Annotated in this window: 20 protein-coding genes; 7 read left to right on the forward strand and 13 right to left on the reverse strand. The window is 70.0% G+C overall.

All coding sequences use genetic code 11. The features are described from left to right. The 6 genes from ABZW18_RS30390 to ABZW18_RS30415 form a co-directional block, all read right to left on the reverse strand. Positions 1-3,831 (reverse strand): beta-ketoacyl synthase N-terminal-like domain-containing protein (locus ABZW18_RS30390; RefSeq protein WP_356193673.1); only part of this gene is annotated, 3,831 nt, incomplete at its 3' end. Between the two features lie 203 nt (positions 3,832-4,034). After that, a complete protein-coding gene (locus ABZW18_RS30395; RefSeq protein WP_356193675.1) occupies positions 4,035-4,568 on the reverse strand; it encodes a response regulator transcription factor in 534 nt (177 codons plus the stop codon). 436 nt (positions 4,569-5,004) lie between these two features. Then, positions 5,005-5,214 carry a ferredoxin gene (locus ABZW18_RS30400; RefSeq protein ID WP_356193677.1) on the reverse strand — a complete coding sequence of 70 codons (210 nt, stop codon included), beginning with the start codon at positions 5,212-5,214 and terminating at the stop codon, positions 5,005-5,007. A gap of 2 nt (positions 5,215-5,216) precedes the next feature. Beyond that, positions 5,217-6,434: a cytochrome P450 gene (locus ABZW18_RS30405; protein ID WP_356193680.1), complete on the reverse strand. Its 1,218-nt coding sequence runs from the start codon at positions 6,432-6,434 to the stop codon at positions 5,217-5,219. A gap of 176 nt (positions 6,435-6,610) precedes the next feature. Then, complete coding sequence (locus tag ABZW18_RS30410) at positions 6,611-7,375, reverse strand: alpha/beta fold hydrolase (protein ID WP_356193683.1); 765 nt, start codon at positions 7,373-7,375, stop codon at positions 6,611-6,613. Between the two features lie 18 nt (positions 7,376-7,393). Then, on the reverse strand, positions 7,394-8,329 hold the full coding sequence (locus tag ABZW18_RS30415; protein WP_356193685.1) for an oxidoreductase: 936 nt from the start codon (positions 8,327-8,329) through the stop codon (positions 7,394-7,396). A gap of 82 nt (positions 8,330-8,411) precedes the next feature. Between ABZW18_RS30415 and ABZW18_RS30420 the strand changes: the two genes are divergently transcribed. Continuing rightward, positions 8,412-9,020, forward strand: a complete 609-nt coding sequence (locus ABZW18_RS30420; RefSeq protein ID WP_356193688.1) for a TetR family transcriptional regulator — start codon at positions 8,412-8,414, stop codon at positions 9,018-9,020. 138 nt (positions 9,021-9,158) lie between these two features. Here ABZW18_RS30420 and ABZW18_RS30425 read toward each other — a convergent pair whose 3' ends face one another. Continuing rightward, positions 9,159-9,518 (reverse strand): HGxxPAAW family protein, encoded by a 360-nt coding sequence (locus ABZW18_RS30425; RefSeq protein WP_356193689.1) that lies wholly within the window; start codon positions 9,516-9,518, stop codon positions 9,159-9,161. A gap of 117 nt (positions 9,519-9,635) precedes the next feature. On the opposite strand from ABZW18_RS30425, the gene ABZW18_RS30430 reads away from it, so the two are divergent. After that, entirely contained in the window at positions 9,636-10,103 is a 468-nt protein-coding gene (locus tag ABZW18_RS30430) for a MarR family transcriptional regulator (protein ID WP_356193692.1), read from the forward strand. Between the two features lie 115 nt (positions 10,104-10,218). Here ABZW18_RS30430 and ABZW18_RS30435 read toward each other — a convergent pair whose 3' ends face one another. After that, positions 10,219-10,470 carry an enoyl-CoA hydratase-related protein gene (locus ABZW18_RS30435; protein WP_356193694.1) on the reverse strand — a complete coding sequence of 84 codons (252 nt, stop codon included), beginning with the start codon at positions 10,468-10,470 and terminating at the stop codon, positions 10,219-10,221. Continuing rightward, positions 10,406-10,876 (reverse strand): MarR family transcriptional regulator, encoded by a 471-nt coding sequence (locus tag ABZW18_RS30440; protein WP_356193696.1) that lies wholly within the window; start codon positions 10,874-10,876, stop codon positions 10,406-10,408. Before ABZW18_RS30440 ends, ABZW18_RS30435 begins: the two co-directional genes overlap by 65 nt. 151 nt (positions 10,877-11,027) lie before the next feature. Here ABZW18_RS30440 and ABZW18_RS30445 point away from each other — a divergent pair, with 151 nt between their 5' ends. The 5 genes from ABZW18_RS30445 (at position 11,028) to ABZW18_RS30465 (ending at position 16,827) form a co-directional block, all read left to right on the forward strand. After that, positions 11,028-12,515, forward strand: coding sequence for an MFS transporter (locus ABZW18_RS30445; RefSeq protein WP_356193699.1), 1,488 nt, complete (start codon positions 11,028-11,030; stop codon positions 12,513-12,515). Between the two features lie 80 nt (positions 12,516-12,595). Further along, positions 12,596-13,522 (forward strand): NADP-dependent oxidoreductase, encoded by a 927-nt coding sequence (locus ABZW18_RS30450; protein WP_356193701.1) that lies wholly within the window; start codon positions 12,596-12,598, stop codon positions 13,520-13,522. 98 nt (positions 13,523-13,620) lie between these two features. Further along, complete coding sequence (locus ABZW18_RS30455; RefSeq protein WP_356193703.1) at positions 13,621-14,325, forward strand: type 1 glutamine amidotransferase domain-containing protein; 705 nt, start codon at positions 13,621-13,623, stop codon at positions 14,323-14,325. A gap of 35 nt (positions 14,326-14,360) precedes the next feature. Then, positions 14,361-15,731 (forward strand): aldehyde dehydrogenase family protein, encoded by a 1,371-nt coding sequence (locus tag ABZW18_RS30460; protein WP_356193706.1) that lies wholly within the window; start codon positions 14,361-14,363, stop codon positions 15,729-15,731. Between the two features lie 46 nt (positions 15,732-15,777). Next, on the forward strand, positions 15,778-16,827 hold the full coding sequence (locus tag ABZW18_RS30465) for an NADP-dependent oxidoreductase (protein WP_356193708.1): 1,050 nt from the start codon (positions 15,778-15,780) through the stop codon (positions 16,825-16,827). A 304-nt stretch (positions 16,828-17,131) separates the two neighbouring features. On the opposite strand, the gene ABZW18_RS30470 is transcribed toward ABZW18_RS30465, so the two are convergent. The 4 genes from ABZW18_RS30470 to ABZW18_RS30485 form a co-directional block, all read right to left on the reverse strand. Next, positions 17,132-19,207 carry a 3-hydroxyacyl-CoA dehydrogenase NAD-binding domain-containing protein gene (locus ABZW18_RS30470; RefSeq protein WP_356193710.1) on the reverse strand — a complete coding sequence of 692 codons (2,076 nt, stop codon included), beginning with the start codon at positions 19,205-19,207 and terminating at the stop codon, positions 17,132-17,134. Positions 19,208-19,270: 63 nt separating this feature from the next. Next, a complete protein-coding gene (locus ABZW18_RS30475; protein WP_356193712.1) occupies positions 19,271-20,152 on the reverse strand; it encodes an acyl-CoA thioesterase II in 882 nt (293 codons plus the stop codon). A gap of 20 nt (positions 20,153-20,172) precedes the next feature. Continuing rightward, entirely contained in the window at positions 20,173-21,831 is a 1,659-nt protein-coding gene (locus ABZW18_RS30480) for an AMP-binding protein (protein ID WP_356193714.1), read from the reverse strand. Between the two features lie 78 nt (positions 21,832-21,909). Then, positions 21,910-22,227: an SDR family oxidoreductase gene (locus ABZW18_RS30485; protein ID WP_356193716.1), complete on the reverse strand. Its 318-nt coding sequence runs from the start codon at positions 22,225-22,227 to the stop codon at positions 21,910-21,912. Between the last annotated feature and the right edge of the window lie 37 nt (positions 22,228-22,264).

A 22,264-nucleotide genomic window follows, 5' to 3' on the forward strand; every position in this document is an offset into this window, starting at 1 on the left:
GATGACACGCTGCTGCGAGGGGCCGTTCGGCGCGGTCAGACCGTTGCTGCCACCGTCCTGATTCACCGCGGAACCACGCACCACCGCCAGGACCTTGTGACCGCGCTTCTCGGCGTCGGAGAGCCTCTCGACCACGAGCATGCCCACGCCTTCGGCCCAGCCCGTGCCGTCGGCGTCGTCGGAGAACGGCTTGCAGCGGCCGTCGGCGGCAAGGCCGCGCTGGCGGGAGAACTCGACGAACATGCCCGGCGTGGACAGCACCGTCACACCACCGGCCAGCGCCATGGAGCACTCGCCGTTGCGCAGAGCCTGCGCCGCCAGATGCAGTGCCACCAGCGACGACGAGCACGCCGTGTCCACCGTCATCGCCGGACCCTCGAGGCCCAGTTGATACGAGATACGACCCGACGCGACGCTGGAGGTGTTGCCGGTGAGGCGGAAACCCTCGGTGCCGTCGACCGGGGCGTGCAGATGCGGTCCGTACTCCATGTTCGTGGCGCCGACGAACACGCCGGTCCTGCTGCCGCGCAGCGAGGTCGGATCGATACCGGCCCGCTCCAGGCCCTCCCAGGCGGTCTCCAGCAGCAGCCGCTGCTGCGGGTCCATCGCCGCGGCCTCACGCGGGCTGATCCCGAAGAACTCGGCGTCGAAGTCACCGGCCCCGACCAGGAATCCGCCCCGGCGGGAGTAGGTGGTGCCGGGGTGGTCCGGGTCCGGGTCGTAGAGGCTCGCCAGGTCCCAGCCGCGGTCGGTGGGGAACTCGGACGTGGCGTCCACGCCGTCGACGAGTGCCTGCCACAGCTCCTGCGGCGAGTCGATTCCGCCGGGCAGATGGCAGGCCATGCCGACAATGGCGATCGGGTCGTCGTCGGTGGCGGCCGTCACGGGGGCGGCGGTCCGGGTGTCGTCCGCGGTGCCCAGGACGCCGAGGATCTGGTCGTGCAGATGCGCGGCGAGGGCGCTCAGCGTCGGGTAGTCGAAGAGGATGCTCGCGGGCATCCGCAGGCCGGTCGCCGAGACGAGGCGGTTGCGCAGTTGAACGGAGAGGACCGAGTCCAGGCCCAGGTCGCGGAAGGTCGCGTCGGGGTCGGCGGGGGCGGCGCCGGTGGTCTCCGCCATGTGGTCGGCCAGCCAGCGGACAAGGAATCCGTCCGGCTCGGTGCGGATGCGCTCGCGCAGGGCGAGCGTGGCGGAGCTGAGGTGCTGCTCGGCCTCGCCGGCGGCCGGGCGTTCGTCGAGCCAGTAGCGCCTGCGCTGGAAGGCGTAGGTGGGCAGGTCGACGGTCCGGGCCTCGCCTACCGTCTCGGCCCAGTCGACGGAGACACCGGCGGCCCAGGCTTCGGCGAGGCCGGTGAGCAGCGCCTGCGGCTCGGGGCGGTCGCGGTGCTGCAACGCCACCGCGAGGTCCGTGTCCGACGTGGGGACGAGCGGGGTCAGCACGCTGCCCGGGCCGAGTTCGATGAACCGGGTCACGCCCTGCTCGCGGCAGGCGGCGATCGCGTCGTGGAAGCGCACCGTGGCGCTGAGGTGCCCGATCCAGTAGTCCTCTGTCAGGGCGGCCCCGGTCCGCCCGGTGACGGTGGAGACGATCGGGATGCCGGGTTCACGGACGGCGAGGCCCCGGATCCTGCGGGCGAACTCGTCCAGCATGGGTGCCATCAGCGGCGAGTGGGCGGCGTTGTGGACCCGCAGCCGGCTCGTGCGGTGGCCGCGGGCGTGGAACTCGTCCGCGATCCGGGTGACCGCCTCGTCGGCGCCGGAGAGCACGACGGCCCGTGGCCCGTTGATGACGCCGACCGAGACGTCGTCGACGCCGTCGAGGGCCGCGAGCAGTTCCCCTTCTGTCGCCTCGACCGCGATCATGGCGCCGCCGGGTGGCAGTTCCTCCATCAGCTCCCCGCGCGCGGCGACGAGGGCGGCCGCGTGGGCCAGGGGCAGGGCCCCGGACACATGGGCGGCGACGATCTCGCCGAAGGAGTGGCCGACGAGCAGGTCAGGTGCGACCCCCCAGGAGGTGACCAGGCGGTGGAGGGCGACCTGGAAGGCGAACAGGGCGGGCTGCATGTAGCGCATGCCGTCGAGGGCCTCGGCGGCGGCATCGTCGTCGAGGCCGCCGAGCAGCACCTCGCGCAGGTCGAGACCGGGGACGAAGTGGTCGAGCACCTCGTCGAGGGCGTCGGCGAAGACCGGGTACGTCTCGTACAGTTCCCGCCCCATGCCGACGCGGTGGGAGCCGACGCCGGAGAAGAGGAAAGCCGTCCTGCCCGACGTGGCGATGCCGTTCACCGCTTCGTCGTGGAGGCGTGCCAGGCTCGACGTGAGCTCGTCCCTGTCCGTGCCGACGACGACGGCGCGGTGTTCGAACGTGGACCGGGCGACCGCCAACGACCGGGCGATGTCGGCGACGTGCGCGTCCGGCTGCTGCTCGAGATGGGTGAGCAGGCGGGTGGCCTGCGCGTCCAGGGCGCGGCCGGTGCGGGCGGACAGCACCCAGGGCACGGGCCGGCCGGTAGCGGGGCGGTTCACTGCGGTGTCGGGCCGGCCGGTGTACGGCGCTTCGGCGAGGACGACGTGGCAGTTGGTGCCGCCGATGCCGAACGAGCTGACGCCCGCTACGAGCGGGGCACCGGGGGCGGGCCAGGCGTCGAGTTCGGTCTGCACCCGGAGGTTCAGCTCGGCCAGGGGTATCGCCGGGTTGGGGGTGTTGAAGTGCAGGCTGGGCGGCAGTTGACGGTGGCGCAGGGACAGCGCGGCCTTGAGCAGGCCCACGATGCCGGCGGCGGCCTCGAGGTGGCCGACGTTCGTCTTCACCGAGCCCACCCGCAGCGGCCCGCGGTCCTCGGTGCTCCGGCCGATGACGTCGGACACGGCGGCGGCTTCGACGGGGTCGCCGACCGGGGTGCCGGTGCCGTGGAGTTCGACGTACTGGACGGCCTCGGGGCTGATCCGGGCGTCGGCGTAGGCCCGGCGCAGGACGTCCCGCTGGCCCGCGACTTCGGGGTCGGTGAGGCGGTCGCCGCCGCCGTCGTTGTTGACGGCGCTGCCCTGGATGACGCAGTAGATGGGGTCGCCGTCGGCGACGGCCTGGGCGAGCGGTTTGAGCAGGACCACTCCGCCGCCCTCACCGCGTACGAACCCGTCGGCGCTCTCGTCGAAGGCGGCGCAGCGGCCCTTGGCGGACAGGGCGCCGAGACCGGCCGTGGTCCGCATGCTCTCCGGCGAGAGGATCAGGTTCACACCGCCGGCGAAGGCGAGGTCGGAGTCGCCGCGTCGGAGGCTCTCGCAGGCCAGGTGGACGGCGACCAGCGACGACGCCTGCGCCGCGTCGACGGTGAGGCTGGGGCCCTGCAGTCCGAAGGACCAGGAGACCCGGTTGGCGACGATGGCGCGGTGCCGGCCCGTGAAGTCGTGCAACTCACCGCGCCCTGCCCGGTCGCTACGGGCGGCGAGGGTGGCGTAGTCGTCGGAGGAGACGCCCACGAACACTCCGGTGCGTGAGCCCCGCAGCCGGTCGTCGCGGACGCCGGCGTCCTCCATTGCCTCCCAGACCAGCTCCAGCGCGAGCCGCTGCTGTGGGTCCACGGCGGCCGCCTCGTCGGGCTCCACGCCGAAGAAGGCGGCGTCGAAGGTGCCGACCTCGTCCAGAAAGCCACCACGCCAGGACCGGCTGCCCTCGCCGCGCTCCGCCGGCCAGGACGAGACGGCGTCGGTTCCCTCCGACAGCAGGCGCCAGAACTCTGCCGGGCTGGACGCCGAGGGGACCCGGCAGGCGGCTCCGATCACTGCGATGGCGGTGTCGCGGGCCCCGCCGATCCCCTGGTCACCTGACATGGATGGCTTCATAAGGGGAGTATCGGTTTCCGACCGGGGGCGCGGCTTCGGCCAGAGGATGGGGCTCGGCAGCCGGGCTTCGGTGCAGGACCGTCCCGTGGAACCAGGACTTTCGACCAGGCCTTGGTCCCGACATGACGACGGGGGCGTGCGCACGGTTCAACCGTGCGGACGCCCCCGCTCGATCGCTCCCCGCGCAGCTCTCACATGGCCGCGCCCGACGCGATCAGCTGGGCCCGGGACGCCACATGAGCCTTCGCGAGCACGTTGGAGACATGGAACTTGATCGTCTTCTCGCTCAGGCCCAGGCGGCGGGCGATCTCCTTGTTGGCCATTCCCTTGCGCACCAGTTGGAGCACTTCGGACTCGCGTGACGTCAGTGGTGCGTGCGTGGGCACGGCCGACAGGTGCCGCGGCAGCATGGCGCGCGTGAACCTGAGCAGCGCCCCGCTGAGGCCGGGAGAGACGTAGCCGGTGCCGTCGCTCGCCCGGCGGACCGCCTCCACCAGTTCCTCCTCGGGGTCGTCGCAGTGGACGAGGGCATGCACATTGGCCTGGGTCAAGCCGATCCAGCGCGTGGTGGTGTCCACGTCTCCCACGACGACCAAGGCGGCGTCGATGCTGGTGAGTTCCTGCACATGGCCGATCTGTGACTGCCCCTCCAGCACCACGACATCCGGTAAGTACGACTCCACCGCCGAAGGGAGTTCGACGATGTCGCCGGCCTCACCGACCACGATGAGTGCGGGATCCTGCTCAAGTGCTCTACGAATGCCACGACGTGCGTAGGGATGTGGATCGCATACGATAACTCGCGCCTGACTTATACCGTTCAAGTTGAACGCCCCCTATTGATTTATCCACTTTCCTGTTGCGTGGAATTCACACGGGGGCGAAGAACGCATGCCGATAAACCATTCCTGAACCCGGTCGGCGGATTCGCCTCAATCGGCTCAAATCACCCGGAGAAGACAACAGTCGTACGAATCCGGGCGTGAATGGACAGCATGACGGCGCGCTCGATCTCTTCGCGGAATTCCAGTACTTGCGAATAGCAGACCCATATCCAGCCCGTCGCCCGCCGAAAAGAACTCGGCGGGCTCCGGACTTCAGGACGAGTCGAGATCCGCGATGAGAATCGAAACGCGGCGTACTCCCCCGTGTGTTACACCGTTACTGCGTGGTCACGCGATGCTGGACGTCGATCGCGCCCACCGGACACATCTGGGCAGCCACCTCGACCAGCTCATGGAGTTCCTCGGGCGGCTCGGTGATCTGCAGCCGCACCAGGCCCTCCTCGTCGTCCTGGTCGAACACCTCCGGGACGTTCACCACGCAGTTCCCGGAACCGACGCACAGCTCCCTGTTCACCGTGATACGCATGGTCACCACGTCACCGGCAGCTCGGCCACCCCGAACGTCACCGCCATGGGACGCTGCGGGACGTCGGCCAGGGCCGTCTCGGACCGCAGCTTGGGGAAGCGGCGGGCCAGCTCGACGAGAGCGATCCGCAGCTCGGCGCGGGCCAGCGGCTGGCCGATGCACTGGTGCAGGCCGAAGCCGAACGCCATGTGCCGGTGCGCCTCGCGCCGCTTCGGGTCGAACTCGTCCGGATCGCCGAAGACCGAGCCGTCCCGGTTGGACATCGCCAGCATCGCCACGACGCCCTCGCCCGCGCGGATCTTCTGACCGCCGATCTCGGCGTCCTCCATGGCGAGGCGGGGCAGGCCGGTGCGTACGACGGTGAGGTACCGGAGCAGCTCCTCGACCATGCCCGACGCCAGGCTCGGGTCCTCGCGCAGGGCCTCCAGGTGCTCGGGGTGCTCGAGGAGCACGAGGGCGGAGAGCCCGATCATGTTCGCGGTCGTCTCGTGGCCCGCGACGAGCAGGAGCATGGCCAGGCTGACGAGTTCGTCCTCCCGGAGCTCGCCGGGCACCACGCGCTCGGCCACGAGCCGGCTGAGGAGATCGTCATCGGGCTCGGTCCGCTTGGTCTTGACGAGGTTTCCGAGGAGGACGGCCAGGGCGCCGAGGGCCTCCTCGACCTCCGCCGGGCCGGACTTCCGGTCCATGATCACGCGGCTGTGATGCTGGAAGAAGTCATGGTCGGCGTACGGGACGCCGAGCAGGTGACAGATCGTCATCGACGGCACGGGCAGCGCGAACTCGTTCATCAGGTCCGCAGGCGCCCCGAGGGAGCGCATCCGCTCCAGGGCCTCGATCACGTCCTTCTCGATCAACGGCTCGATCCGCCGGATGTTCTTGATCATGAACTCGGCGGTCAGCATCCGCCGGAAGCGGCTGTGCGCGTCGCCGTCCATGAAGATGAACAGGCCAGAGGCGTCGTCCTGCTTCGGCGGAATCGGATTCAGCACCGGAAACCCGGGCTTGTACTGATCGGAACTGAAACCCGGGTGCCGCAGCAGCTGCCGCACGTCTTCATGCCGGGTAATGAGCCAGGCCCAGCCACCGAACGGAAGCCGGACCTTACCGACGGGCCCCTCGAGTCGGTCCAGGTCAGATCCCTTGACGGGAATAAATGGATTGTCGTCCGGACCGATGAACGGGTAGGCCGGAAGGCCGGCCACATCTATGTCTGCCATGTCTCCCACGGCATCCCCCATGACGTCCCCCACTACTTCAACACCTCGCAGAACTCGGTATTAGAAAGGTGATTCAGCTTAACAAGGAGAATGACCGGGAAACGTCCGCTAGTGGCACAGATCACACAAGTAGCAATAAGTCGGGATCGAAGCTGTAAATCTGTTAGAGAAGTCCTCTACGGCAGTAGTGCCGAGATCTGCCGCGACACCGCGACGGCGACACTCGACATCTGGTCGGTCAGATAGAAATGGCCGCCCGGGTGGGTGTGCAGCTCGAAGCCGCCGTCCGTGTGCTCGGCCCACGAACCCACCTCGTCGAGGGTCACCTTGGGATCGTCGGTACCCACATGCGCATGAACGGGAGCCGCGAGGCGGGGTCCGGCGACATAGCGATAGGTCTCGGCCGCCTTGTAGTCGCTGCGGATGGCGGGCAGCGCCATCCGCAGGAGCTCCTCGTCCTCGAAGACCCGCGCATCGGTACCGCTGAGCGACCGCAGCTCCGCGACCATGCCCGTCTCGTCGCGCAGGTGCACGGGAGCGGCATTCTCACGCCGCCGGGAGGGCGCGCGCCGGCCGGAGGCGAAGACCACGAGCGGCCGGGCCCCCTGCTGTTCGAGACGCAGCGCGAGCTCGAAGGCGATCATCGCGCCCATGCTGTGCCCGAAGATCGCGAGCGGCCGGTCGGCCCACGGGAGCACCTCGTCGACCAGCGCGTCGGCGAGGCCGGTGATGGAGTCGATGCACGGCTCGTTGCGGCGGTCCTGGCGCCCCGGGTACTGGACGGTGAGCACGTCGACGTCGGGCCCGAACGAGCGGGAGAAGGGGAGGTAGAACGACGCGGAACCGCCGGCGTGCGGCAGGCACAGCAGCCTCGCGCGCGCGTTCGCGGCCGGGCTGTACCGGCGGATCCACGGACTGGTCTCGGTGATGTTCGCGGTCACCTTCGTGCCTTTCGGGGCTCAGGCAGCGGCCGAGAACGCGAACCGCACGGCGGTCAGCTCTTCCGACAGCTCCCACAGGCGGCGGCAGGTCTCGGCGTCGGAGGCCCTCGGGGCCAGCGCCACCTGCTTCGGTGCGCCGCGCAGCTCGGCCATGCCGTCAGGACCGATGAACTGCCCGCCCTCCACGTTCGGGGCGGTCGCCGCGTACAGCTGAGAGAGCGCGCCCTGGTCCGGGGACTGGGCGAGCGGGAGGAGGAGGCGGCCGAACAGCAACTTCACCATGCCGACCGGCGAACTCGTCTGGAGGTTGGTCGAGGTGTAGCCGGGGTGTGCGAGCAGGCTTCGCACCGGGCTGCCGGCCGCGGTCAGCCGCTTGTGGAGTTCCCAGCCGAAGACGGCGTTGGCCAGCTTCGACTGGTTGTAGTACCCCATGGGCGAGTACTTGCGCTCACCGGAGAGGTCGTCGAAGAAGATGGTGCCCTGCCGGTGGTTGGGCGAACTCACCGTGACCACACGGGGGTTGTCCCCGGCCTCCAGCAGGTCGAGCAGTAGACCGGTGAGCGCGAAGTGGCCGAGGTGGTTGGCCGCGAACTGCACTTCGTGACCCTGCGGGCTGAGCGTCCGGGGTGGCGCCATCAGGCCGGCGTTGTTGATGAGCACGTCCAGGTACGCGCGGTCGGAGTGCAGCTGCTCGGAGAAGGCGCGGACCGAGTCCAGGTCCGCCAGGTCGAGTTGGCGCACCTCGAGCTGGGCGGCCGGGTGCTCCGCAGTGATCTCCGCGACCGCCCGGCGCCCCTTGGCCTCGTCCCGTACGGCGAGGATCACGTGCGCGCCCTTGCGGGCGAGTGCCCGGGTGGTCGCCAGACCGAGGCCGCTGTTGGCCCCGGTGACGAGGACCACGCGCTTGCTCTGGTCGGGGATCTGCTCGGCGGTCCAGCGCTGCTGATTGCTCATACGGCATAAGCTGCCTCATGTGGCATTCAGTGTCAAGACCGATCCTTGATGCCACCGATGGCATGGCATATACGATGGAGGGGTGACTACTCGCCCTGAAGTGAGCCTGGCCCAACGCAAGCGTCAGCTCGTCTCGGACGAGCTGACCGGAGCCGCGCTGAAGCTGCTGGCCCGGAAGGGGTTCGACGCGGTCACGGTCGACGAGATCGTGATCGCTGCCGGCGTGTCCAAGCGGACCTTCTTCCGGTACTTCGCGTCCAAGGAGGACGTGGTCATCCAGTTTTTGGCCGAAATGGGCACCGGCATGCGCGCCGAGCTGGCGGGCCGCCCCGCTCAGGAGCCGCCGTCGGTGGCGCTGCGGCACACCGTCTGGGTCTCCATCGACGCCTGCGCCGGCCATGCCGACCAGGCGCTGCGCGTGGTGCAGCTGATTCTGTGCACGCCCGCCCTGCGCGCCCGTTTCCTGGAGCGTCAGGCACAGTGGCGCGACGGACTCGCGGCGGAGGTTGCCGACCGCCTGGGCCTGGATCCCGCGACGGATCTGTACCCACAACTGGCCGCCGGAATTGCCCTGACCGCCTTCGACACCGTGCTGCAACGATGGAGCGACAGCGACGGCGCCGAGGATCCCGCCACACTGACCGACCGGGCCTTCGCCGTCATCGCGCCGGCGCTGGACGCCGTCGCATAGGAAGAGGCGGAGGGGTCCACGTCGACGACGTGGACCCCTTGACCGTTTTCGTGACGGCCCACAAGGTCAGGAAATCTACAGGTGTCGGCCGACACCGCCCGCCGACACCTGCACCATGACGACAGGTCCGCCCAGGAACTAGGAACCCGCACGAGAGGTGGTGACGGCGGGCTTGGGCGCGCCACCCGTGCGCACCGAAACGCCGCGCCGTCCGGCCAGCCGGCACCCGAGGCAGCCCGCGTGCCCCTCGCGTGCGGTGCGGTCCCGCACCCTGAGGCCCCGCTGGTCGGCGGCCCGCACGCCGGGCGGCTTGCCCCAACCCGCGAGGTGCAGGCGCCACGCGACCAGCGCCGCCAACGCCATGACGACCGGCCCCACCCAGATCCCCGGGCTCCAGCCGACGATGCCCCCGCCGGCGGCCGCAGCCCCGACTATGGCGATGGCGCAACCGGACCACCCCGCGATGGTGTGGCCCTCGTCGTGCTGATGTCCGCTCACGTGCCTGCCTCCTCGCGCCCCCCGGGCCATGGCACGGCACGCCGTGGCACGGCCCGACGCCGGGCCTTATGATGTCTTAGCAAGTGAGGAATTTATCTTAAGATCTAAGGGAATTCAATGGAGGGCAAGCCCCGCCCCGCCGCCTCCGCCTCAGACGCGATCAGCGCGATGGACGACCTCGTCGCGACGAGCGTCGTCGGCCAGCAGGAGTTCGCCCGCAACCTGGGGTTGGGCGTCACGGACCTCATCTGCTTCGCGTACGTCCTGGAGGCCGGGGACTCCCCGGTCACCGCCGGCGACCTGGCCGGGCGCGCGCACGTCACGACGGGAGCGGTGACCGGCATCCTCAACCGCCTGGAGCGCGGCGGCTTCGTGACCCGCCGGCCGGACCCGGCCGACCGGCGCCGGGTGCGCATCACCGCGGTCCCGGCCGCTGCCGAACGTGTGCAAGCCGTCTACGGGCCGTACTCCGCACTCCTCACGGAACTCTTCGCGGACTACACGTCGGACGAAACCGCCGTACTCGCCGACTGGTTCACGCGCGCCGCTGCGCTGGCACGTACTTACCTGGAGGAGTCGTGCTAGAGCGCGTCTTCCGGCCGCCGGATACGCCCAACCACAGGACTCGGACTCCCCCGCGACAACAGCCACCCCAGCAGCGCAGGGCACGATTACCGCATGCGAGCGCCTCATCAGCCGATCACGAGCGCCCGCTGCACAAGGAGTTCGGGCTGCTCACTCTGATCGTCGACATGCAAAAGAGGGTGGTGACCGTGGAGTCACAGCCCTCTCTGACGTCGCAGGCCAGGGCCAGCTCGAAGCCGCCGCCGTACGCGTAGCCGTTGACGCGTGCTACGACCGGCTTGCACAGGTCGACTCGCTGGCGATCAGGTTGCCTCCTCGGGGTGCAGGCGGCCCAGTAGCTCGTAGAGACTGCGGCGGCCCTCCTCATCGAGACGCGCGAAGGCTGCCGAGGTGGCCCGCATGTCGGCGCGGATGAGGCGGACGGCCTCCCTTCCCTCTTCGGTGGCGACCACGTTCTTGATCCGCCGGTCGGCCGCGTCGAGGTGCCTGGAGACCAGTCCGCGTGCCTCCAGTCGGTCGACGAGTCCGGTGATGTTGGAAGCGTCACAGGCGAGCCGTCCTGCGAGGGCCCGCATGGGCAGCGGTTGCCGCAACAGGATGAGCATCTTGGCCTGCGTCATGGTGAGCCCGTGTACTGCGGCCGCCGCGGTGAGATCCCGGTAGTAGCCGGCGGCGGCGCGTGCCAGGCGCTCCAGGAGCTCGACATAGGTGGGATCGCTGCCCTGCGGGGCTGGGGTCGCGGAGGCCTGGTGCGCGGCGGGAGTGCGGGACATGGCTCCCAGTCTAGGTGAGAATCAAAGTTTGACATCATCAACCTTTGACCCCTACCGTCGGATCTCGTTGCTTGAGTGCATCAAGCAACTACTCGTTGAGCCGAGCCCCCGTCGGGCTCCGGCCCCACGTCCCCGCCCGGAGAGAGCACCCGTGTCCCAAACCCTTGTCCCGCCGCCCGGCCGACACTCCCGCGACATCGCAGTCGTCCTGGTCCTGAGCCTCGCCGCCATGGTCGTGTCGATGATGCAGACGCTGGTGGTCCCGATCCTCGGTCTGATCGGGACCAGCCTCGGCAGCAGTGCTGCCGAGGTCAGCTGGGTGACGACCGCGACCCTGCTCTCCGCGGCCGTCTTCACCCCCCTGCTGGGCCGCTTGGGCGACCAGCGGGGGAAGAAGCCGACCCTGATCGGCGTGCTGGTGGTGATGATCGCCGGCTCGGTCCTGGCGGCCACCACCGACTCGCTGCTCTGGCTGATCGTGGGCCGAGTTCTCCAGGGGGCCGCCACGGCGATCTTCCCGCTCGCGCTGTCGGTGCTCCGCGAGGAGGTCCCGGCCCACCGGCTGCCCGGAGCGATGTCACTGGTCAGCGGCACCCTGGCCTTCGGCAGCGGCTTCGCGCTGGTCAGCACCGGCCTGCTGACCCGCGGCGAGGACGCCGACTACCACCGCGTCTTCTGGCTGGCCGCCGGGCTGGCTCTGGTTACGCTCCTCGCCGTCGTCCTCCTCGTACCGGCAAGCCGCGCCAAGATCGGCGGGCGCACCGACCTCCTCGGCGCGCTCACCCTCGCGCTCTTCCTGGTTCTGCTGCTGCTGCCGATCTCCCAGGGGCACGAGTGGGGCTGGACGTCCGCCCGCACCCTGGGCAGCTTCGCCGGAGCGGTCGTCATGGCCGGTGTCTGGGCCTTCACCGAGAGCCGCGTGCGCGAACCGATGGTCGACATGAAGATGTTCCTCCACCGTCCGGTGCTCTTCAGCAACCTCGCGGGCCTCTTCGTCGGATTCGGGATGTTCGCCCAGTTCCTCGGTGTCTCCTATCTCGCGCAGGTCCCGCGGGACATCGCGGGCTACGGCTTCGGCGCCTCCGTCCTCCGCGCCTCCGTCGAGTACCTGCTGCCCAGTACGATCGCCTCCCTCGTCGCCGCCCAGTTCGGTGGCGTGCTGATCCGCAGGATCGGCCCCCGTCTCACCCTCGCCCTGAGCGCGGTGGCCGGCATCGCCGGCTTCGCGTGGCTGGCCGCCGCACACTCCTCGACCCCCTCGGTCATCGGTGCCGGAATGGCCGTCGGAACAGCCATCAGCCTCGGCTACGCCGCGATGCCCGCCCTGATCGTCGCGGGGGTGCCGCCCCACCAGACCGGCATCGCCAACGGCATCAATTCCATCTCCCGGTCCGTCGGCAGCTCGATCGGCAGCGCACTGATCACGACGCTGCTCGCCTCCAGGACCATCGAGCACCTGCCGGCCGGGGTGCCCCCGCTGCCCGCCGAGAGCCAGTTCACCCTGAGCTTCACCATCGCCGGTGCCGCCTTCGCCTGCGTCCTGGCCATTGCGCTGGTCGGCCTGAAGCGGCAGCGGCAGGCGCCCCGTGCGGAACACCGGCACGCCGCCGAGACGGCCCCCGCCACCGCGGCTGCCTGACGACCCACCCGATCTGCACCACTGCGATCTGCACCACCGCACGACCGCACCACTGCACCACCGCACCAAGGAGCCCCACCATGAAGGCCATCACCTACCGCACCTACGGCGGCCCGGACGTCCTGGAGTACGGCGACGTCCCGAACCCGAAGCTCGGCGCGGACGCCGTACTGATCCGCGTGAAGGCCGCCTCCGTCAACCCGGTCGACTGGAAGATCCAGGCCGGATACCTGGACGGCATCATGGACACCGTCTTCCCCGTCATCCCCGGCTGGGACGTCGCGGGCGTGGTCGAAGAAACCGGCGCCGGGGTCACCGAGTTCGCTCCGGGCGACGAAGTGATCGGCTACGTCCGTGAGGACTTCGTCTCACGCGGCACCTTCGCCGAGTACGTTGCCGCCCCGATCCGTACGCTCGCCCGCAAGCCCGCCGGCCTCACCTTCGAGGAGGCCGCCGGCCTCCCGCTGGCCGGCCTCACCGCATACCAGTCGCTGACCCGCGCCCTGAACGTGGGCAGCGGCGACACCGTGCTGGTGCACGCCGCGGCGGGTGGCGTCGGCTCCCTGGCCGTACAGATCGCCCGAGCGCTCGGCGCCCGCGTCATCGGCACGGCGAGCGACCACAACCACGACTACCTGCGCGGGCTCGGTGCCGAGCCGGTCGCCTACGGCGAGGGCCTCACCGACCGCGTCAACGCCCTGGCGCCGCAGGGTGTCGACGCCGTCCTCGACCTCGTCGGCGGCGAGGCCCTGAAGATCTCCCCCGGGCTGCTCGCCGAGGGCGGCCGACTGGCCTCCGTCGCGGACGGCGCCGTCCTCGGCCTCGAAGGCCGGTACGTCTTCGTCCGCCCCGATGCCGAGGACCTCCAGGCGCTCACCGTCCTCGCCGAGCGGGGGCAGCTGAGCGTGGAAGTGGCCGCCACGTTCCCGCTCGAGCAGGCCGCCGACGCGCAACTGCTCAACAGGGAAGGCCACACCCGCGGAAAGGTGATCGTCAGCGTCGCCTGAGGGCACCACCGCCCGCACGCCACGACCGGCACACCCCTTGCCGGACCAGAAGACACCCCACCACCGCGCGACCCGTGCGCACTTTGAAGGAGACAGTTGTGACCACAGTTCTGTTCGTCGTCACCGGCGCCGACCACTGGACGCTCGCCGACGGCACCCTGCACCCCACCGGCTACTGGGCTGAGGAACTCGCCACACCACACCGGCTGTTCCGCGAGGCCGAGTTCGACGTCACCATCGCCACACCCGGCGGCGTGGCCCCGACCGTCGACGCCGTCAGCCTCGCTCCCGAGTCCACCGGCGGCAAGGAGCAGGCCGACGCCATCGCCGCGTACCTCGAGTCCATCCGCGCCGAGCTGGAGAACCCGGTCAAGCTCGAAGAGGTCGACCTCGACGCGTACGACGCCGTCCTCTACCCCGGTGGCCACGGCCCCATGGAGGACCTCTCCGCCGACGCCGGCTCCGGCCGCCTGCTCACCGCTGCGCTGGACTCCGGCAAGCCTCTCGCGGTGCTGTGCCACGCTCCGGCGGCCCTGCTCGCCGCCCGGCGCGAGGACGGCAGCTGGCCGTTCGCCGGGTACCGCATGACCGGTTTCACCAACGCCGAGGAGACCGCAGCCGGTTTCGCCGCCAAGGCCACGTGGCTGCTCGAGGACCGCCTGGTGGAACTGGGTGCCGACTTCGACGCCGCCGCCCCGTTCACCGCGCACGTCGTGGCGGACCGCAATCTGCACACCGGCCAGAACCCCGCCTCCTCCGAGCAGCTCGCCCGGAACATCATCGAGATCCTCAACCGCGGCTGATCCCCTTGCCCGACGCCGGCGCCCGGGCCTGTCCCGTGGCGCCGGCGACAGCTCCCCCGTCCACGTCCCGCACCTGTGAGGGAACCATGAACAACTCTGCGCCCGAGCAGCCCGCCGAGCTCGTCGCCCGGCTGCGCGCCACCTTCCGCACCGGCACCACCAAGCCCGTGGCCTGGCGTACCGGGCAACTGCACCGGATGCGTGCCCTGCTCACCGAGCACGGTGAGGAGCTCGCCGCGGCCCTCCGCGCCGACCTGGGGAAGAGCGCCACCGAGGCATACCGCACGGAGATCGACTTCGTCATACGGGAGATCGACCACACCCTGGAGCACCTCGACGGCTGGCTGCGGGCCGAACAGGCCCCCGTCCCCGCGTTCATGGGAGAGGCGAGTGCCTGGACGCAGTACGACCCCCTGGGCGTCGTACTGGTCATCGCCCCCTGGAACTACCCGGCTCAGCTGCTGCTGGCCCCGGTGGCCGGTGCCCTGGCCGCGGGCAACGCGGTGGTCGCCAAGCCCAGCGAACTGGCCCCGGCCACGTCCGCCGCCCTGGCCCGCCTCCTGCCGCAGTACCTCGACACCGACGCGGTCGCCGTGGTCGAAGGCGGGATCCCTGAGACCACCGCCCTGCTCGAGCAGCGCTTCGACCACATCCTCTACACCGGCAACGGCACGGTCGGGCGCATCGTGATGGCCGCGGCCGCCAGGCACCTCACCCCCGTCACCCTCGAACTGGGCGGCAAGTCCCCGGCGTTCGTGGACCGGGGCACCGACCTGGACACGGTCGCCGCCCGCCTCGCGGCCGGGAAGTTCCTCAACGCCGGACAGACCTGCGTCGCCCCCGACTACGTCCTCACCGACCGTGAGACCGCACGCGCACTGGAGGGCGCGCTGGCCAAGGCCGTAGAGGAGCTGTACGGACCGGACGCGTCCGGCTCCCCGGAGTACGGCCGTATCGTCAACGAGCGCCACTTCGACCGGCTGACCGCCCTCCTCGATTCCGGCCGCCGGGTCACCGGCGGGGCGTACGACCGGGACACCAAGTACATCGCGCCGACCGTCCTGGCCGAGGTGTCACCGGACGCGCCCGTCATGCAGGAGGAGATATTCGGTCCGATCCTCCCGATCGTCGAGGTGGCCGGGCTCGACGAGGCCATCGACTTCATCAACGACCGCGACAAGCCGCTGGCCCTGTACGCGTTCACCGAATCGGACACCACCCGGGAGCGGCTCGCCGCCGACACCTCCTCGGGTGGCCTCGGATTCGGCCTGCCGCTGGCCCATCTCACCATCTCCGACCTGCCGTTCGGGGGGGTCGGCGAAAGCGGCATGGGCAGCTACCACGGCCGCTACTCCCTCGAGACCTTCAGCCACCGCAAAGCCGTCCTCGCCAAGCCCCTCAGCTGATCCCCCTTCAGCCGGTGTGAGCACAGAAGAAGGAGTTATCCCCATCATGAACGCCCTTCCCACTACCAGCCGTGAATGGCACCCGGTCGCCCGCCCGAACGGTGCGCCCCGGCCGCAGGACTTCGCCCTGCGCGAGGTGCCCCTCGCCGCGCCCGGCTCCGGTCAGATCCTCGTACGCAACCTGCACCTGTCGGTCGACCCGTACATGCGCGGCCGGATGAACGACGTGAAGTCCTACGTCCCTCCCTTCCAGCTGGACCAGCCGATGGACGGGGGCGCGGTCGGCGTCGTCGTCGCCGTGGGCGATAACTCCCCCGCCGGGACCGCCGCAGTGGGTGATCACATCCTGCATGGGCTCGGCTGGCGGGAGTACGCGCTCCTCGATGCGGCGGACGCCGTGAAGGTCGACGCCGGGAACGCTCCGCTGAGCACGTACCTCGGGGTCCTGGGCATGCCCGGACTGACCGCCTATGCGGGCCTGCTGCGCGTGGCGGAGTTCCACGAGGGCGACACCGTCTTCGTCTCCGGCGCGGCCGGCGCGGTCGGCAGCCAGGTCGGGCAGATCGCCAGGCTCAAGGGCGCCAAGCGGGTCATCGGCAGTGCGGGCTCGGACGAGAAGGTCCAACTGCTCCTCCAGAAGTACGGCTTCGACGCCGCCTTCAACTACAAGAAGGCGCCCGTGGCCGAGCAGCTCAAGGCCGCGGCCCCGGACGGCATCGACGTCTACTTCGACAACGTCGGAGGCGACCACCTCGAGGCGGCGATCGGCGCCCTCAACGTGCACGGCCGCGCAGCGCTGTGCGGGGCCATCGCCCAGTACAACGCGACCGAGCCGGCCCCCGGCCCACGCAACCTCGCACTCGCCATCGGCAAGCGCCTCACCCTGCGCGGCCTGCTGGTCTCCGACCACAACGACCTGCAACAGCAGTTCGTGCAGGAGGTCGGCGGCTGGATCCGCGACGGGAAACTGCACTACGAGGAGACCGTCGTGGAAGGCATCGAGAACAACCTCGAGGCATTCCTCGGCATGCTCCGCGGCGACAACACCGGCAAGATGATCGTCACCCTGCCGGCACGGGCCGCAGTCGACAACTGACCATCGTGGGCGGGACTGCACGGCAGAGTCCGCACTCACCTCAGCGCGTGGGCCCGGCGCTCGTGCTACCGGGCCCACGCCGGGGTTTGCATGGTGTCAAGAAACGGACGTCGACTCCCGTGATCGGCAGTTGCGCCAGGCGTACCGTCGCACGTTCCGGCCGCCCACCATTCCCGTGTGACAACCTCGGGCTGCGCCGCGGGCCAGCCCCGCGCGGCGCGGCGGCCCGGACCGCGACTCCTACCTGGAGGGTCGCGGTCCGGGCGGCCCGTAACCGCCGGGTCCCACATCTGCGGTGGTGGCGTCAGTTGAATGTCCCGGCCTCGCCGGCCAGCCGCATCAGCAACGGCGAGGGCTCCCAACCGTCATCTCCGTGGAACCGCCTGAGTCCGGAGAGGACATGTGCGGCACCCACCGTGTCGGCGTAGAACATCGGTCCGCCGCGGTACCTCGGGAAGCCGTACCCCGCGATGTAGACGACGTCGATGTCCGAGGCGCGTAGGGCTATGCCTTCATCGAGGATGCGCGCGCCCTCGTCGATGAGTGCGAAGACGAGTCGCTGCACGATCTCATCCGCCTCGAAGGTACGGAGCTCGGTGCCATGCTTGGCGTGGAATGAAGCCAGCAGGTCTTCGACAACAGGGCTCGGGATCGCCTCTCGGCTGCCGGGCGCGTAGTCGTACCACCCGGCACCAGCCTTCTGCCCGAACCGTCCCCTTTCACACAGGGCATCGGAGATCTCCTCCCGGGGCATGCCGGGGTCCTCCGCGTAGCGCCTCTTGCGGATCGCCCATCCGATGTCGTTGCCCGCCAGGTCGGCCGTTCGGAACGGGCCCATGGCGAAACCGAAGTGCTCTGCGGCGGAATCGATCTCGGCCGGTGTCGCGCCCGCGCGGAGGAGTGCCGTCGCCGCATCCCGGTACTTGGCCAGTATCCGGTTGCCGATGAAGCCGTCGCATACCCCGGCGACCACGCCGGTCTTGCCGATCCGCTGTCCCACCGCCATGGCCGTGACCAGCACGTCGTCCGCGGTCTTGGCCCCGCGCACGATCTCCAGCAGTTTCATGACATTCGCGGGGCTGAAGAAGTGCATGCCGAGGACATCCCCGGGGCGCCCGGTCACCGCGGCGATCGCATCGATGTCGAGGGTCGAGGTGTTCGACGCCAGAATCGCGCCGGGTTTCGCCACCTCGTCGAGCCGGGTGAACACCGAACGCTTGACGTCCATGTCCTCGAAGGCCGCCTCGATGACCAGGTCGCTGTCCGACACGTCCGCATAGTCCAGGGTCGGCGTCAGGAGCGCCATGCGCTGCTCCAGCCCGCCGAGCGTCAACTTCCCCTTGTCCACTTGACGTTGGTAATTGCGGCGCATGACGTCCAAGCCGCGGTCGAGCGCCTCCTGGCTGCTCTCCACGATGGTGACCGGAATCCCCGCGCCCAGAAAGTTCATCGCGATGCCGCCGCCCATCGTTCCGGCACCGATGACGGCCACCTTGTCCACCGTCCGTGCCGGCGTCTCGGGCGGGACGTCGGAGACCTTGCGGGCCGCCCGCTCGGCGAAGAAGGCATGGCGCAGCGCGGCACACTGCTCGCCGCTCATCAACTCCAGGAATGCCGTGCGCTCCTCGGCCAGGCCCTCCTCGAACGGTGTGGTTCCCGCCTTCTCGACCAGTGCCAGAGCCTTCGCCGGTGCCACGAATCCGCGGCTGCGCCGGCGCAGGCGCTCTCGCATCGCCCTTACCGCGCCCGCATCGTCGCGACCGACGCTCAGGTCCCGAACCCGAGGGAGCGGCCGTACCGCGGCGACCTCGACCGCGAGTTCCATCGCCGCCGCCATCACGTCACCGTCCACGATCCGATGGAGCAGCCGTTGCCCCGGGAGGTCTCCGAGCGCCCGCGCCGTACAAGGTGCCCCGCCGCTGATCATGTCCGCCGCGACGTCGGCTCCCACGACACGTGGCAGTCGCTGCGTGCCGCCGGCGCCGGGGACCAGCCCGAGGTGCACCTCGGGGAGGCCGATCCTGCTGCTCGATGTCGCGACCCGATAGTGGGCGCCCAGCGCGAGTTCCAGTCCGCCGCCCAAACAGGTGCCGTCGATCGCCGCCACGACCGGCTTGCCTGCGTCCTCCAGGGCCGCGATGACGTCGCCGAGGCTCGGTGCGGCGGTCGTCCTGGGCGTGCCGAACTCCGAGATGTCGGCCCCGGCCGAGAAGGATCCCTCGCGGCCGGTGAGCACGATGGCATCGACATCGGCGGAGTCCAGGGCGCGCTGCAGACCCTGCACGATGCCCTTCCGCGTTACGTGCCCGAGCCCGTTGACCGGAGGGTTGTCGATGCGGAGGATCGCTGTGCGTCCGGTGACGCTGTACTGGATGGACATGCGTGGCACCACTTCCTGAATGCGTTGATCAGTGGACGTCGGCGATGGTCGGGGCCGGGGGGATTACGGAACGCTCGCTGAGGCGTGCGCACCATGCGTCCCTTCCTCTGTGTCGCGGCCCGCCATCGACCGGGGCCGGTCGAAGCGCATGAGTCCCTCCTGCGCGACGGCGGCCACCAGACGCCCGCCCGTGTCGAACAGCCTTCCGCGGGTGAGCGCCCGGCCGTGCTCGGCCGAAGGGGAGACCTGGTCGTACAGCAGCCACTCGTCCGCGCGGAAGGGACGCAGGAACCACAGCGAATGGTCCAACGATGCACCCTGTACGACGGCTTGGGGATGTGGCAGCCGCGCGGATCCCAACAGCGCCATGTCGCTGAGATAGGTCAGCGCGCAGGTGTGGACGGCACCGTCGTCCGGCAGCTGACGTCCGTACCGGATCCACACCCGCTGGCAGGCCGGCGCCTCCGGAACGTGGCCGATCTCCCCTCTGGGCACCCATCGCATCTCCCAGTCGCGCCATTCCGCGGGCCGCGGCATGCTCCAGCCGCTGATGAGGTCGGACTCCGGGATGTGGCCGGGTGCCGGCACCGCCGGCATGTCCACCTGGTGGGAGAACCCTTCATCCCCGAGGTGGAAAGACGCCGTCATCGTGAAGATTGCCTCCCCCGCCTGGACTGCGGTCACCCGGCGGGTGCAGAAGCTGCCGCCGTCGCGGATCCGCTCGACAAGATGATCCGTCGACTCGTGCGGACGGCCGGGCCGCAGGAAGTACCCGTGCATCGAGTGGGCCGAGTACGACCGGTCGAGGGTACGCGCCGCGGCCATCAGCGACTGGGCGGCGATCTGGCCACCGAACGTCCGCGGCCACTGGCTGGGGATCGGGCCGGACCGGAACCGGTCCGGTGCGATCTCGTCGAGGGCCAGGACCTCTGGCAGGCCGGCCATCCTTCAGCTCCTCTCGCCCGTCACGCGGACGCCGCCCCGCGCAGTTCGCGGCGCAGGATCTTGCCACTGGTGGTCTTGGGCAGCTCGTCGCGGATGCTGACCTTCCGAGGGGCCTTGTAGGCGGCCAGGTGTTCGCGGCAGTAGGCGACCAGCTCTTCGGGCTCGACGGATCCGCCGGGCCTCAGGCTGACGAAGGCCGCCACCGTCTCGCCGCGGTACGGGTCGGGCACCCCCACCACGGCGGCCTCGCGCACCGCGGGGTGCCGGTAGAGGACATCCTCGACCTCGCGAGGCCACACCTTGAAGCCCGAGGCGTTGATCATGTCCTTCTTGCGGTCGACCACGTACACCCAGCCATGCCGATCCATGAAACCGACGTCGCCGGTGAGCAGCCGCGCGTTCGGGATCGACTCCGCGGTGGCCTCGGGCCTGTTCCAGTACGCGGGCACCACCATGGGGCCCTCGACCGCGATCTCGCCGACCTCGTTCGGTCCCAGGTCTTTGCCGTCCTCGCCGACGATACGGACCATGGCGGTGGGAAGCGGCAGGCCGATCGACAGGGTGCCTGAGTCGGGATCCACGGGAGCCTCCCTGTCCATGGGCACCACGACGCACGGGGCACTGGTCTCGGTGAGCCCGTAGCCGTTGCGGATGTACCGTCCCGTCTGCTCTTGGAACCGCTCGACGACCGCGGGGGGCAGCGGGGCGCCGCCGGAGTTGAGTGTCCTGAGCGAGCCGAACACCTCTGCGGAGTAGTCGGGGTGTGCCATCAGCGCCATGTACGCGGTGGACGGCCCGACCATGAAAGCGGGCCGTTCCCGCTTCAGCGCGTCGATCACCACCCCCGGCTCGAAGCGGTAGGCGAGTACGAGAGGGCTCGCCAGGTCGACCGCGTTGAGCAGTTGGACGACCATGCCGGTGATGTGGAACAGCGGGGCCAGCGCGAATATCGGTGAGCCCACGGGGACCTGGTCGTACAGCCGCAGCAGCACCGCGTTGACGGTCAGGTTGCGGTGGGTGTTGGTCGCTCCCTTCGGAAGTCCGCTGGTGCCGGAGGTGTAGGAGATCAGTGCGATGTCGTCGGGGGTCAGCCCGGGAGGGGCAGGCCGCCGCCCCGCCCGTGCCCTCGCCACGTCGAGGATGTCGTCGGCGCCCTCGCTGCGCCGCCGGGTCAGGCCGGCGAAGATGCGCGGGTCGTCCAGGGTCTGCAGGTCCAGCGGGTCAGCGGTGAGCGCGGTCGTCACCCCCGCCGCGGTGGCCCGCTCACGGACGTGTTCCGCCCAGGCGTGCTCATCGCACACGATCGCGGACACTCCCGCGTCGGTGAGGATGTGCTGGAGTTCGTCCCGGTACATCGGGTTCAGCGGAACGACCGCGCCGCCCGCCTTCCAGGCGCCGAACAGGGCCGGCACGAACTGCGGGACGTTCTGCAAGTACAGCGCCAGCCGGTCGCCGGGGCGGAAGCCGCGCTCGAGGAGGTAGTGCGCCACCCCGTCGGAGAGCTCGTCCACCTCCCGGTAGGTCAGCGTGCCCCCGAGGTAGGTGAGGGCCGGACTGTCGGGTGCGGTGGCCACCGCGTCGGCCAGCAGCTCCAGCGTGGTGCGATCAGGGACCGGTTCCACCTCCGCCATCCGCTTGGTGTACTGGGCCGTCCACGGCCTGTCGTCGAACCAGCTCATAGCCGCCGAACCGCCTTTCAGGGGGAGAGGTTGTGTGGGCGTTCTCGTGTGGCGCGGTGGCGTTCACCGGCGACCCGGTCAGCGCGTCCCGGAGATCCCGCCGTCCACGGGGATCACCGTGCCGGTCAGGTACGCGCCCGCGCGGGAGGCGAGGAAGATCGCAGGGCTCGCGATTCCCTCGGGGGTGCCGACGCGGCCGAGGGGCACCCGCTCGACCACGGCGTCCCGCAGCTCGGGGTCGTCCAGGACGCGCGCCATCATCCTGGTCGGGAACGGGCCCGGCGCGAGGGCGTTGACGGTGATGTGTTCACTCGCCGACGTGGCGGCCACGCTTGCGGCGCGGTACGCCTTCCCGATCGGCGTCCGTGCCGTCGAAACGATGACTGCTTCCCTCATGTCGCCTCACTGCTTCCTGTCGGGCCGGTTCGTCCGG

Source organism: Streptomyces sp. NPDC004647, assembly GCF_040609575.1.
Classification (GTDB): Bacteria; Actinomycetota; Actinomycetes; order Streptomycetales; family Streptomycetaceae; genus Streptomyces.